Annotated in this window: 9 protein-coding genes; 6 read left to right on the forward strand and 3 right to left on the reverse strand. The window is 45.5% G+C overall.

Annotation, left to right across the window (positions count from 1 at the left end; all coding sequences use genetic code 11):
* Positions 1 to 78: 78 nt before the first annotated feature.
* Positions 79 to 3,645, reverse strand: coding sequence for a pyruvate:ferredoxin (flavodoxin) oxidoreductase (gene nifJ / locus AACM02_RS14750; RefSeq protein ID WP_339117398.1), 3,567 nt, complete (start codon positions 3,643 to 3,645; stop codon positions 79 to 81).
* Between the two features lie 338 nt (positions 3,646 to 3,983).
* On the opposite strand from nifJ, the gene AACM02_RS14755 reads away from it, so the two are divergent.
* Both AACM02_RS14755 and AACM02_RS14760 read left to right on the forward strand, forming a co-directional pair.
* The gene (locus AACM02_RS14755) at positions 3,984 to 6,152 is read left to right on the forward strand and encodes a bifunctional alpha,alpha-trehalose-phosphate synthase (UDP-forming)/trehalose-phosphatase (RefSeq protein ID WP_339117399.1); all 2,169 of its coding nucleotides are present in this window, start codon (positions 3,984 to 3,986) and stop codon (positions 6,150 to 6,152) included.
* Between the two features lie 24 nt (positions 6,153 to 6,176).
* Positions 6,177 to 7,265: a mechanosensitive ion channel family protein gene (locus AACM02_RS14760; RefSeq protein WP_214062797.1), complete on the forward strand. Its 1,089-nt coding sequence runs from the start codon at positions 6,177 to 6,179 to the stop codon at positions 7,263 to 7,265.
* On the opposite strand, the gene AACM02_RS14765 is transcribed toward AACM02_RS14760, so the two are convergent.
* Positions 7,252 to 9,045 (reverse strand): glycoside hydrolase family 15 protein, encoded by a 1,794-nt coding sequence (locus tag AACM02_RS14765; RefSeq protein ID WP_339117400.1) that lies wholly within the window; start codon positions 9,043 to 9,045, stop codon positions 7,252 to 7,254. The two genes, AACM02_RS14760 and AACM02_RS14765, sit on opposite strands and share 14 nt — an antisense overlap.
* A gap of 38 nt (positions 9,046 to 9,083) precedes the next feature.
* On the reverse strand, positions 9,084 to 10,124 hold the full coding sequence (locus AACM02_RS14770) for an asparaginase (RefSeq protein WP_332456995.1): 1,041 nt from the start codon (positions 10,122 to 10,124) through the stop codon (positions 9,084 to 9,086).
* A gap of 191 nt (positions 10,125 to 10,315) precedes the next feature.
* Between AACM02_RS14770 and AACM02_RS14775 the strand changes: the two genes are divergently transcribed.
* From AACM02_RS14775 to AACM02_RS14790, 4 genes are all read left to right on the forward strand, one after another.
* Positions 10,316 to 10,735 (forward strand): OsmC family protein, encoded by a 420-nt coding sequence (locus tag AACM02_RS14775; RefSeq protein ID WP_332456994.1) that lies wholly within the window; start codon positions 10,316 to 10,318, stop codon positions 10,733 to 10,735.
* Between the two features lie 110 nt (positions 10,736 to 10,845).
* The gene (locus AACM02_RS14780) at positions 10,846 to 12,105 is read left to right on the forward strand and encodes a phosphoglycerate kinase (RefSeq protein WP_339117401.1); all 1,260 of its coding nucleotides are present in this window, start codon (positions 10,846 to 10,848) and stop codon (positions 12,103 to 12,105) included.
* A gap of 99 nt (positions 12,106 to 12,204) precedes the next feature.
* Positions 12,205 to 12,519, forward strand: coding sequence for a hypothetical protein (locus AACM02_RS14785; protein ID WP_339117402.1), 315 nt, complete (start codon positions 12,205 to 12,207; stop codon positions 12,517 to 12,519).
* A gap of 48 nt (positions 12,520 to 12,567) precedes the next feature.
* Positions 12,568 to 13,737, forward strand: coding sequence for a DUF418 domain-containing protein (locus AACM02_RS14790; RefSeq protein ID WP_214062568.1), 1,170 nt, complete (start codon positions 12,568 to 12,570; stop codon positions 13,735 to 13,737).
* Positions 13,738 to 13,911: the final 174 nt, after the last annotated feature.

The raw sequence follows: 13,911 nt of genomic DNA on the forward strand, positions 1-13,911 counted from the left end.
AAAAATCAAAGCAAACCGGCAAAAAAAGCGAAACGCCGACCGACGTATCGCTTTTTTATGTTCATGAATATGCAATTGTTATCCTTCTGCTTTCGCAGTTTCAGCATCCACTGAGCCAAAGTGGGCATTGGCCATACGTTGGTATGAACGATAACGCCACTGGGCATTTTCCTTGGCCGCTTCAAAAAGTTCATCGGCTTCGTGCGGGAAAGATTTCACCAGCTGCGTGTAACGCACTTCACCCATCAGGAAATCCCTGAACTTACTCCAGTCGGGTTCCTTACTGTCGAGTACAAACGAATTTTTGCCCTCTTCTTCCAGTTTCGGGTTGTAACGCCACAAGCTCCAATAACCGCATTCAACGGCTTTTTTCTGCTCGGTCTGAGCCATACCCATACCGCTTCTTAACCCATGGCTGATACAAGGCGAATAAGCAATAATAAGCGACGGGCCGTTGTATTCCTCGGCTTCTTTCAATGCCTTGAGGTAATGAGCCTGATTGGCGCCCATAGCTACCTGAGCCACGTATACATAACCGTAAGTCGCCGCAATCATACCCAGGTCTTTTTTGCGGATACGTTTCCCTGCAGCGGCAAATTTGGCAACGGCAGCTGTAGGGGTTGATTTCGAGGATTGTCCGCCGGTATTGGAATATACTTCGGTATCGAGCACCAGCACATTGATATCCTGCCCCATAGCCAACACGTGGTCGAGGCCGCCAAAGCCGATATCGTATGCCCAGCCGTCACCACCAAACACCCAGATGGATTTCTTGGTCAGGTACTTTTCGAGCGAAAGGATCTCTTTGGCAATTTCGTTTTCCATACCGGTTAGCACGCCCACAATCTGAGCCGAAATCTCTTTTATGGCTTCTCCGTTGTCCTTGTTTTCGATCCACTGGGCAAACAGCTCCTTCTGTGAATCAGAAAAGTCAGCCGATTTACGGGCTTTCTGCATCAAATCCCCTACGCGGTTACGCATGCTTGCCTGAGCAATTACAAATCCAAAACCAAACTCGGCATTATCCTCGAACAACGAGTTAGCCCACGACGGCCCTTTGCCTTCTTCGTTTTTGGTATATGGGGTTGACGGAGCCGACGCACCGTAAATGGAAGAACATCCGGTAGCATTGGCAATCATCATACGGTCGCCATACAGTTGCGTAATAAGCTTGATGTACGGAGTCTCACCGCAACCCGAGCAGGCGCCGGAGAACTCAAACAACGGTTTTGCGAACTGGGAGTTTTTTACGTTCAGCCTGGTATCCACCAGGTGGGCTTTACTGCTGACGTGTTGAACCATATAATCCCAGTTCTTCTGGTTATCGTATTGTGTGGTAATGGGAACCATTTCTAGAGCGCTCTGCCCTTTCTTGCCCGGACAAACATCCACGCAATTTCCACAACCCAGACAATCCAGCACATCCACTTGAATCCGGAAAGCGGTTCCCTCGAACTGTTTTCCCTGTGTTTTCAATAGCGCCACCTCTTCTCCCAGCCCTTTCTGTTCTTTCTCATCGAGCACGAACGGACGGATAGTAGCGTGCGGACAAACGTAGGCACACTGGTTACACTGGATGCAGTTGTCGGGATTCCAAACAGGAACCGAAGCAGCCACACCGCGTTTTTCGTAAGTAGCCGTACCGTGTTCCCATGTTCCGTCTTCACGGCCCACAAAAACCGAAACCGGCAAATCATATCCGCGCTGGGCATTTACAGGACGAACCACTTTTTGAATAAATTCCGGAGCATCGTCTTTTTGTACCGTATCCACATTCAGGTCCGCCCATTCCCGAAGAACTTCAACCTGTTCAACTTCTCCTCCGCGGTCAACAGCCGCATAGTTCATTTTTATAATTTCTTCTCCTTTTCTACCGTACGATTTTACAATGAATTTTTTCATCTGTTCCACCGCCAGTTCATAAGGAATTACGTTGGATATTTTAAAAAATGCCGACTGGAGAATGGTATTGGTCCTGTTGCCCAACCCTATCTCATCCGCTATGTTTGTAGCATTTATGATGTACAACTTAATGTTGTTTTTGGCCAGGTATTTCTTCACATTGTCCGGCAGATGATTGCCAACTTCTTCTTTCGGCCACAATGAATTGAGCAGGAAGGTTCCTCCCCTTTTCAGTCCAGCGGTAACATCGTAAAGATGCAGGTATGCCGGAACGTGACAGGCTACGAAGTTGGGGGTATTCACCAGATAAGTGGAGCGGATACGGTTATCTCCAAAACGGAGATGGGAACAGGTAAATCCTCCCGATTTCTTGGAGTCGTAAGCAAAATAGGCCTGCACATACTTATCGGTATTATCCCCGATAATCTTGATGGAGTTTTTATTGGCTCCAACCGTTCCGTCGGATCCCAGGCCGTAAAACTTGGCTTCGTAGGTTGTTTCATCCATCGAGACCTCCTCAACTTTCGGCAACGATTTAAATGTCACATCGTCCACAATTCCGATGGTGAAATCGTTTTTCGGCATGTTCATCGCCAGGTTGTCGTAAACCGAGATAATCTGTCCCGGGGTAGTATCTTTAGAGGATAAACCGTAAATACCTCCGACAATCACCGGGGCATTCTCTTTTCCGTAGAAACTGTCTTTCACGTCCAGATAAAGAGGCTGTCCGGTAGCACCGGGTTCTTTTGTCCTATCGAGAACAGCAATCCTACGGGCTGTTTTCGGGATGACCGACAGAAATGCTTCGGCTTTAAAAGGACGGTACAGGTGAACGGCTACCATACCCACTTTTTCGCCGTTGGCGTTTTTGTGGTCAACCACTTCACGAATAGCTTCAGTAACGGAACCCATAGCAATAATCACTCTTTCCGCTTCAGGATCACCGTAATAATCAAACAATCCGTACTTACGGCCGGTTACAGCTGCCAGTTTTTCCAGGTATTTCTCAACAATACCCGGAACAGCGTTGTAAAAAGGATTAGCCGCTTCACGGGACTGAAAATAAATATCATCGTTTTGAGCCGTTCCTCGTGTAACAGGTGCATCAGGACTCAACGCTCTCTGCCGGAAACCGGCTAATGCCTCCTGATTGATTAACGGAGCCAGATCATCGTTTGTCAACGCTTCAATCTTCTGAATTTCGTGTGAAGTGCGGAATCCATCAAAAAAATGCAAAAACGGTACCCTGCTCTCTATTGCCGCCAAATGGGCAACAGCTGCCAAATCCATCACTTCCTGTACAGATCCCGTAGCGAACGATGCAAAACCGGTTGGGCGTGCTGCCATAACGTCCTGGTGGTCACCAAAAATAGACAATGCCTGTGCAGCAATGGCCCGTGCCGATACATGGAATACTCCGGGGAGCAACTCTCCTGCAATTTTATACATGTTGGGCAACATCAACAACAAACCCTGTGATGCGGTAAATGTGGATGTTAATGCCCCCGCCTGCAACGAACCGTGAACAGCGCCTGCGGCTCCAGCTTCGGATTGCATCTCCTGTACCAGTACAGGCTGCCCGAAAATGTTTTTTCTTCCCGCAGCGGCCCATTCATCGATGTATTCTGCCATCGTCGACGAAGGTGTAATCGGGTAAATAGCAGCTACCTCACTAAACATATAGGCGATATGTGCTGCAGCCTGATTACCGTCACAGGTTAAATAGTTCTTCTTTTTTGTCATGACAATATGATTATTTTATTGATTTGATTTTACGAAAGTCTTGAAGAATATAAGCATTGTGAAATCTGAGTACGAAATTACTATAAAAATATGGAACAGGCAAAAGATTGCATTTTTTTTAGATTCCTGACAGAAGTTCAACACCAATTCCTCCCTTATATTATAAAAATATGTTAAAAATTGATCTTTCCTGGAACGGGACTGTTATATTTTTAAACCGATTGGAAAAAAATTGATTGAACTGCTCGCCAATTATCCAGGTTCAATGCTGTATATCAACGCAGGACACCTTATATCCTGCGGGAACCAATAACAAAAGTGAATAAAAATAGAATCGCATGAAAATCCTTATTATAGCCAACAGGCTTCCTGTCAAAATTGAAAGAACCGAAGACTCCTTTGTCGTAAAACGCAGCGAAGGAGGGCTGGCCACAGGATTGGGGTCTTTGGAAACCGATGCGGAAATGCATTGGGTGGGGTGGCCTGGAGTCCATGTGGATGATGAAAATGAAAAGCAGGAGATTACCGAAAAGCTGAATGAGTTGAATTATCATCCGGTTTTTCTGTCCGGAGAACAGATTGAAAATTATTACGAAGGTTACAGCAACAGCACCATATGGCCGCTATGTCATTACTTTTTCGCATACATACAGTACAAAACCGAGTACTGGGAAGCGTACCGGCAGGTGAATACACTGTTCTGTGAAGAAGCGCTGCCCTTTATAGAAGACGATGATATTGTCTGGATACAAGATTATCAACTGATGTTGCTGCCGAAAAAAATCCGCGACAAAAAGCCCAAAGTAAACATCGGGTATTTCCACCACATACCCTTTCCGTCTTACGAACTATTTCGTGTGCTCCCGGAAAGGGAACAAGTACTGGAAGGGTTGCTTGGAGCCGATTTAATCGGATTTCACACGCACGACTACATGCGTCATTTTATCAGTGCCATCTACCGGGTTCTCGACCTTAACTGCAACCTCGACGAGATCAGCCTGAAAGACCGTATCGTACATGTGGATGCATTCCCTATGGGTATAAATTATGAACAGTATCATCGGGCGCCCTCACTCCCGGAGGTAAAGAAAATATCAAAAAGGCTGATAGAAGAACTAGGTAATCAAACCATTGTTTTGTCGGTCGACCGGCTCGACTACAGCAAGGGAATTCTGCACCGGTTGAACGGGTTCGCCAATTTTCTTGAAAATCATCCCGAATACCACAAAAAGGTATCGCTGGCAATGATAGTCGTACCTTCCCGCGATGCAGTGGACAGGTATGCCGACCTGAAAACCCGGATAGACCAATATATTGGTAAAATAAACGGCATGTATTCTACCCTCGGCTGGACCCCTGTGTACTATTTTTACCAGAGTTTCCCCTTCAATGAACTGGTAGCACTTTACGACATTGCAGACATCGCTATGGTTACTCCGCTACGCGACGGAATGAACCTGGTAGCCAAAGAATATCTTGCCACCAAACGGGGAAAACCCGGCGTATTGATACTCAGCGAGATGGCGGGGGCAGCCATTGAACTGACCGATGCCATCATTATCAATCCGAACGATACACAGGAAATTGAAGCGGCTATTCTCCAGGCATTGACCATGCCGAAAAAGGAACAACGTATCCGGCTCAACAACATGCAAAAACGGATATCCACCCAAACCGTAAAAAAATGGGCGAATGATTTCGTGAAGGAACTTCTCTACATAAGTAAGCAAAACAACGAAATTTTTCAGAAAATCGTAGGTAAACGACAGCTCTCACAAATAAAAAAGGAGTACGACCAGGCTTACACAAGATTAATCTTGCTCGATTACGACGGGACCTTGTCGCCCTTCGTGAAAAACCCCGAAGATGCAGTCCCTTCCAAAGAATTGTTGAACTTATTAAAAAAGATGACCGCCGACAAAAAGAACAAAGTAGTCATCAACAGCGGAAGGAATCGTCAGGTGCTGGACAAGTGGTTCAAGGGGATCGATTTGGACTTTGCCGCTGAGCACGGCGCATTTTTCAAGGAAAACCACAAATGGCATAAAAATGTTCAGGAAAAAATAACGTGGGACGATGAGATCCTTCGAATCATAGAGCACACCATCGACAAAACTCCCCGCTCACGTATGGAAATAAAGGATGCCTCGCTGGTCTGGCATTACAGGAACGTGGATGTATGGCTAGCCGAACTACGCCAGAAGCAGCTTATAAATGCACTGATGGGGCCGGCTTCACGCCTGAACTTGCAGATCGTTCCCGGAAATAAAATCGTGGAAATCAAATCTCCGGACTTTAACAAAGGCAGCGAAGTGAAACGACTGTTGGGGAAAAATAATTACGACTTTATCCTTGCCATCGGCGACGACACCACCGACGAAGATATGTTCCACGCACTTCCGCCCGGCGGGGTAAGCATAAAAGTAGGGCATTTTTCGCCTACTGCTAAATACCGGATTCCGGTTCAATCCTCGGTAATTCCTTTTTTTGAAAACCTGATTAAATAAGAGACTTTTTTGACTTTTTATCTTATGAACGATATAACTGACCTGATAACGGAAAATAAGTGGCGCCACATTTTTGTTTCTCTTATCTTCATCATCCTGTTTATTTTGCTCACTTTGGCTTCCAACTTCATTTTTAAAAAATTGCGCAATCGTGCACTGAGAAGCCAAAGCCTGATAGATGATTTTATCGTGCGGCTTTTTAAAGTCCCGTCTGCGTGGATCATTTTCTCCATTCTACTGAATATTTTCAGTTCATTACTCGATAAGAATACCCGGGTTTACGATATCATACAGAAAACAGGACAGGTATTGCTGATTCTTTCCATCGGGTGGCTGATAGTCCAGGCAGTCCGTGCCGTATTCCGGTACTTCCAGAACAAACTTGATGTTAATCAATCCGATAACCTGACCGCACGCAGGCGGCTCACCCAGCTGAATATGATTGAGAAGGTACTCATCGTAACCGTAGTGATCGTTTTCACCGGAATTGCATTAATGACTTTCGAAACCGTAAAGGGATTGGGCATGAGCTTACTGGCCTCAGCCGGTGTACTGGGAATTGTGGTCGGACTGGCAGCACAACGGAGTGTCGGACAAATTTTGTCGGGTGTACAAATAGCTATAACGCAACCCATCCGCCTGGACGATGTGGTAGTCATTCAAGGTGAATGGGGGCGCATCGAGGAGATAAACATCACCTATGCGGTTGTAAAAATCTGGGACGAGAGACGGCTCATTGTACCCATCGATTATTTCCTGAATAACCCCGTACAAAACTGGACAAGAACCAGCTCCAATATTCTGGGGACAGTATTCCTGTACGTTTCTTACGGCCTGCCAGTAGCACCGCTTCGTAAAAAGCTTGCCGGTTTAGTGAAGAACGACCCCAACTGGGACGGGCGCGTACAAAACATTCAAGTTACTGACAGCAAACAGTGGTATAAGGAAATCCGTGTACTGGTAAGCAGCGAAGATTCCTCTAAAAACTGGGATTTACGCGTGTCAGTCCGCGAAAAACTTATCGATTTTATCAACGAGAATTATCCGGGGTCGTTCGCAAGGATTTCCACAACAGGTGAAGAAAAACAACGACACACTGCTACGGACGGATAAACCTCGACAGCTTCTTCTCTTCAGAAAGTAGCGTGGCCGTATTGATGAACGCCAGGTGAGAGTATGCCTGCGGGAAATTCCCGAGCTGGCGCTTGGTCTCAAAATCCAGGTCTTCGCTGTACAACCCCACGTGATTGGAATAAGTGATCATCGATTCGAAAATTTCACGAGCCTGATCCGTCTCTCCGATTACAAAAAGCGCTTCTATCAGCCAAAACGTGCAGATGGTGAACGATGAGGTGGGTTTTCCAAAATCGTCTTCAGCTTTATACCTGTACATCAACCCGTTGTGAAACAAGTTCTCTTTGATTGCCTTCACGGTTTTCACGTAACGCTCATCGCGGGCGTCAATAAAGTCATAAAACTGCATCAGCAGAAGCGAAGAGTCGTGATCGGTATTCTCATAAGCCTGCGTAAAGCATTGCAATTCTTCGTTCCAGCCCTTTTCGTGTATCTCCTCCTTAATACCGTTTGCTTCTTTTCGCCACAATTCCGCGTAATTGTCTTTGTGCAGCAGCTCTGCAATCAGAGACGCCCTGTCAAGTGCCACCCAGCTCATCACTTTGGAAAACACAAAATTCAATTCACGTGTGCGGAACTCCCAAATGCTCTGATCGGGAGAGCGCCACGATTTCAGCACCATCCGCACCATGTTTCTCACGACTTCCCAGATCTCCTCCACTTCGTCGAGCGTCCCCGGAAAGTACAGGTAGTATTTGTATATTACATCCATCAGGTATCCCAGTGAATCGTTCTGCAACTGGTTATAAGCAGCGTTTCCGATACGGACGGGATAAGAATTCTCATATCCGGCCAGGTGGGATAAAATTTCTTCGGTCAATTCCCTCTCACCCCGGATCCCGTACATTATCTGAAAAGTATCCTCACGCGACTTCAGAATACGTTTTATGAACCCTATAAATCGTTCGGCCGTGCCCTGATGTTTCATGTGCAGCAAGGTATCGATAGACATGGAAGCATCACGAAGCCAGCAGAAGCGATAATCCCAGTTACGGGTTTCCCCGATGCTTTCGGGCAGACTGGTTGTAACGGCTGCCAACATGGCACCGGAATGCTGGTACGACATCAGCTTCAACACCAGCATACTGCGGTTAACCATATCTCCGTATTGACGGTACTCGCGTGAACGGTTAATCCAGTTTAGCCAATACACTTTGGTACGCTCGTAGTCCAGCAAAATACGGCTCTCGTCTACCGTGACAAGCTTTTGGTTATACGAAAGCAGGAAAAAATGATGACCCGTAAGCGTGAACTCTTCACCGCTCAGGATAACGTCGAAATTCACGCTCGAGTAGAGGTAAATCTTGTCCTCGGCATCTGCGGCCGACGATGTTCTTATGTAGTTGGAGAAAACCGTGTGCACGGCCTCTTCTCCGGCATAATTCATTTTCGGATCATACAGGATGCGCATCTTGGGCTTACCGTGCAAAACACGCAGGTACCTGTGCACCTCAGGCGGCAAGTAATGCTTTTGTTCGCTTGTCCTGTACCGGGGCATATAGTCCAGCACGGCAAATGCTCCCTCAGGTGCTTCAAACCGCGTGGAAAGGATATTGGTGTTACCCAGATATGTTTGCGTTACAACATACTCACCCGACACTAGAAAAGCGAAGCTCCCTCCTTTTTCCTCATCCAACAGACGGGTAAAAACCGAAGGAGAATCGAAATCGGGCAAACAAAGCCAATCGATACTCCCTTCTTTGGACACTAATGCCGCCGTTCGGCAATTTCCTATCACTCCGTAATCTAAATTCTTCATTTGTTTTCTTATGTATGTTGAAAACAAAGATAAGAATTTTACCTTTCCGTCAGCTCTCCTCGTAGCGAAACCGACATCAACCTCCTTACCTGATCGGGGGTTTTGCCGTTGCCCTGCAAAATCATTAACTTGGCCAAAGCAGCCTCCGTGGTGATGTCGTGCCCCGAAACAACCCCTAATTTTTCCAAATGCTGACCCGTTTCATACCGGTGCATTTCCACGTTTCCGTAAAGGCATTGCGTCACGTTAACAATAACAATTCCTTGGTCTATCGCCTCCTGCAACGCATCAATAAACCACTGATCGGTAGGCGCATTACCCGAACCGTAAGTTTCCAGCACAACACCTCTCAGTGCAGGAACCGAAAGGATTGACCTCACCACACTTTCCTGAATACCGGGGAATAATTTCAGGATAGCAACGTTGTGATCGAGCCTGAAATTAAATATGACAGGCTTATCATAATCCGGCTGTAAAATAAACTTATCGTGGTAACGAATATCTACCCCCACCTCAGCCAGGTACGGATAATTAGGACTGTTAAAAGCACTGAAGTTCTCCGAGTTTACTTTCGTTGTGCGGTTCCCGCGCATCAGCAGGTTTTGCATATAAATACACAATTCAGGCACGACTGGCCTTCCCGATTTATCTTTATCGGCAGCAATCTCAAGAGCAGTAATCAGGTTTTCCTTCCCATCTGTGCGGAGTTTACCGATAGGCAACTGTGATCCGGTGAATATAACGGGTTTTGTCAGGTTCTCGAACATCAAACTCAGTACCGATGCCGTATAAGACATCGTATCGGTGCCGTGCAAAATCACAAAACCGTCGTAATCGTTGTAGTTATCTTCCACTACCGTGGCCATATCCTGCCAGTTTTGAGGACTGACTTCCGATGAATCAATCGGTGGATCAAACAAGTAGGTGTCTACATTGAAATTTAAACGCTTCATCTCAGGCACGTTTGACTTCAAATGACTGAAATTAAAGGCTTCCAGGGCTCCGGTTTCCAGGTTCTCAACCATCCCGATGGTTCCACCCGTGTAAATGAGCAAAACTCGTGCGTTTTTGTCAATCATAATAGCCTAAATTTTCACAAAAATACAAAAACAATTGACACTTTGATACGAAATACTGACTTTTTTCAAAGAACAAAAGTATCTTTTTTTTGTTTAATCAAAAAGCGGAAACTGAACGGATGACAGGCATCGGAAAAATCGGCCATCTATCAGTGAAGAGGTCTAAAAATCAACCATCAAACATTACATTTATGACACATTCAATTAAAACCATTTGGAAAGATAACAACATTTTTGAAACCGACGTTGACGGACACAACGTGGTAATTGACCTGGCGGAAGATGCCGGAGGCAATGATGCAGGGCCACGGCCTAAAAAACTGCTTCTGGTAGCCGCAGCAGGTTGTACAGGGCTTGATGTGGTAGAAATCCTGAAAAAAATGCGCATCGACATTAAAGGATTTAACGTTCAAATAGAATCCGGCATGACAGACGAATATCCCAAACAATATACCGACCTGAAGGTAGTATACGAATTCGAGGGTAAAGATTTACCAAAAGATAAATTGGAGCGTGCATGCCAATTATCGTTCGATAAATATTGCGGCGTGTTGGCGATGTATAAAAAAGCGGTTCCGGTTTCGTACGAGGTGAAAATCACGGATGTGTAACTTTTTTTGCGTAATTAAAGAAAAAATTCTGTATTTTCCTTATCTTTGTGATCCAATTGCAAAGATTGTTTATACACTCCAATGAATATATTCTCATAAAATAAAAAATTATGCAAACAATTGACACTTTCAATTTTGCCGGTAAAAAGGCATTCGTTCGTGTGGATTTCAACGTGCCGCTCGATGAAAACTTCAAGATTACTGACGACACCCGCATTCGTGCAGCTATCCCCACGTTGAAAAAAATCCTCAAGGACGGGGGGAGCGTGATCATTGGCTCACACTTGGGCCGGCCGAAAGGTCCTACCGAAAAATATTCGTTGAAACATATCCTTCCGCGGGTTTCCGAATTACTGGGTGTTGATGTTCATTTTGCCAACGATTGCATTGGTGAAGAAACCGAAGCAAAAGCAGCCGCTTTACGTCCGGGAGAAGCCTTATTGCTCGAAAACCTTCGTTTCTACGCTGAGGAAGAAGGAAAACCCCGGCTACCGGAAGGGGCTACGGAAGAAGAAACGGCAGCAGCAAAAAAAGCAGTAAAAGAATCGCAAAAAGAATTTACCAAGAAATTGGCTTCTTATGCCGATGTTTATGTAAACGATGCCTTTGGTACCGCACACCGGGCACACGCCTCAACCGCACTTATTGCTGATTATTTCGATGCAGGAAACAAGATGTTCGGCTATTTGATGCAGAATGAGGTTAATGCCGTAGAAAAAGTGATGTCCGACACGGAGAGGCCATTCACAGCCATTATGGGTGGATCAAAGGTTTCCACGAAAATTGAACTTATTAAAAACCTGCTCGACAAAGTAGACAACCTGATCCTTGCCGGCGGAATGACCTATACATTTGCAAAAGCCGGCGGTGGAAAAATCGGGGACTCTATCGTTGAAAATGACAAGCTTGACCTGGCTAACGAAATCGTTGATCTGGCCAAGGAGAAAGGCGTAAACCTGGTACTGGCAACCGACGCAAAACTTGCCGACAGCTTCAGTAATGATGCCAAGACCGATTTTGGGTCTGTAAAAGAAATCCCCAACGGCTGGGAAGGGCTGGACATTGGTCCCGAAACGGAAAAAGTATTCGCCGAAGTGATCAAGAACTCCAAGACCATTTTATGGAATGGTCCCGTGGGCGTATTTGAATTTGACAATTTCGACAAAGGCTCACGCGCAGTGGCTGACGCCATCGTGGAAGCTACTCAAAAAGGAGCTTTCTCCCTTATAGGAGGAGGCGATTCGGTAGCCTGTATCAATAAATTCGGACTTGCTGACGATGTCTCGTATGTCTCCACCGGTGGAGGAGCGCTGCTTGAAATGATCGAAGGCAAGGTACTTCCGGGAATCAAAGCGATAAGGGGGTATTGATAAAAATGCAGGTGTACACTTCGTGACACCTTAAGATATTAACCGTACGGACAGCTATTGTTCGTGCGGTTTTTTTATCTTTGTAAAAACTTGCCGAATATGGAAATAGTAAAAATTTGCCCAAACTGCCGGGCTGAAGTTATTGATAACTTTCAACTTTGCTGGAATTGCAATTACAGTTTTATAGAAAACCGGATCGTTGAGATTGCCGAACAGGATCAACTGAAAAGGCAAATCACCTGTTTAAGGTGTAAGGGCGTTCCGATGCGATTCTCCGGGAATTACAAGTTCCACGAGGGTTCCCGGTTGGGTGCCGTGGGAAAAAGGAACCGGCAATTCACCTGTTACCTTGCGATAATACGTGATCCGGACGTGCGGCAAAAGATTTTTTTAATCCGGATGATTTTTTTTTAAAGAAATGCTTATGTTTGCAAATTCATTTTAAAAATCACAAGGTTAATTATGGAAATCTCAACAGGCAAGACAAGTCGTATAGAAGTAGTGGATTCCTTACGCGGATTTGCAATAATGGCGATCCTCCTGGTACACAATGTCGACCATTTCTTTTTCCCGGAATTTCCTACCCATTCGCCTCACTGGCTTACTATTCTGGACCAGCTCTCCGTGAAAATTATTTTCACTCTTTTTAGCGGAAAAACGTATGCCATCTTCACCATGCTTTTCGGCTTTACGTTTTATATCCAGCACAACAATCAAAAGAAAAAAGGGAAAGATTTCGGGTACCGTTTTTTGTGGCGAATGGCCCTTCTTGCCGTCTTTGCCGTCCTTAATGCGGCCTTCTTTCCTGCGGGAGATGTGCTCATGCTGTTCGTCTACGTTTCACTCGTCCTGTTTATTTGCCGCAACTGGCCGGACAGAGCCGTTCTGGTATTCATCATTGTCTTGCTGCTTCAACCGGTAGAATGGATACATTTTATTTTATCCCGGTTTAACCCGGCGTACCAATTGCCCGATTTTGGCGCGGTTTCGCTGCACCAGCAAGTTGTCGAGAACACGAAAAACGGCAGTTTTCTTGATTTTATCCGTGTCAACGTAACGCTTGGCCAGAAAGTAAGCCTTATGTGGGCCCTCGGTTCGGGCCGTTTTCTGCAAGCTGCCGGATTGTTCCTGTTGGGGTTTTATATCGGAAGAAAACAGTTCTTCATCAACACTCCCGATAATTTACGTTTCTGGAAAAGGGTTTTGATAATTTCATCCGTTTCCTTTATCCTGTTTAACATAATCAAAAAACTGCTGTTGCAGTCCGACCCCATGGCCCAACAAACCGTGGGCCTTATATTCGATATCTGGTATAAATTAGCGCTTACTTTTGTTCTGATAGCATCGTTTGTGTTGCTTTACGAAAAGCGTTTTTTTAGAAAAAGATTGTCCGGCTTACGTTTTTATGGGAAAATGAGCCTTACCAATTATGTCTCCCAGTCCATCTTCGGGGCACTGATCTATTTCCCCATCGGACTGTACCTGGCTCCGTATTGCGGGCGTACATTCAGCCTGGTGATAGGGATAGCTGTTTTTTCCCTGCAGATGATGTTTTCCAGGTTCTGGCTGGGGAAACACAAGCAAGGCCCTCTGGAAGGGATTTGGCACAAATGGACATGGATAAATAGTTAACCACTTCCCATCCGCATTAAAAGGGCATGTATGCCCCGTAAATCAGGATTTATACTTGAGGATTATTCTTCAGGATCTACAAAGTTTCAGAACTTTGACGGAGGCTATCGTATTTTTTTGTAATTTTGAACACTTTTTCTTGAAGCAAAACCCATATTAGCTATTCTGAGTAAA

Origin of the sequence: Petrimonas sp., assembly GCF_963921705.1 — a bacterium.
Taxonomy (GTDB): Bacteria; Bacteroidota; Bacteroidia; order Bacteroidales; family Dysgonomonadaceae; genus Petrimonas; species Petrimonas sulfuriphila.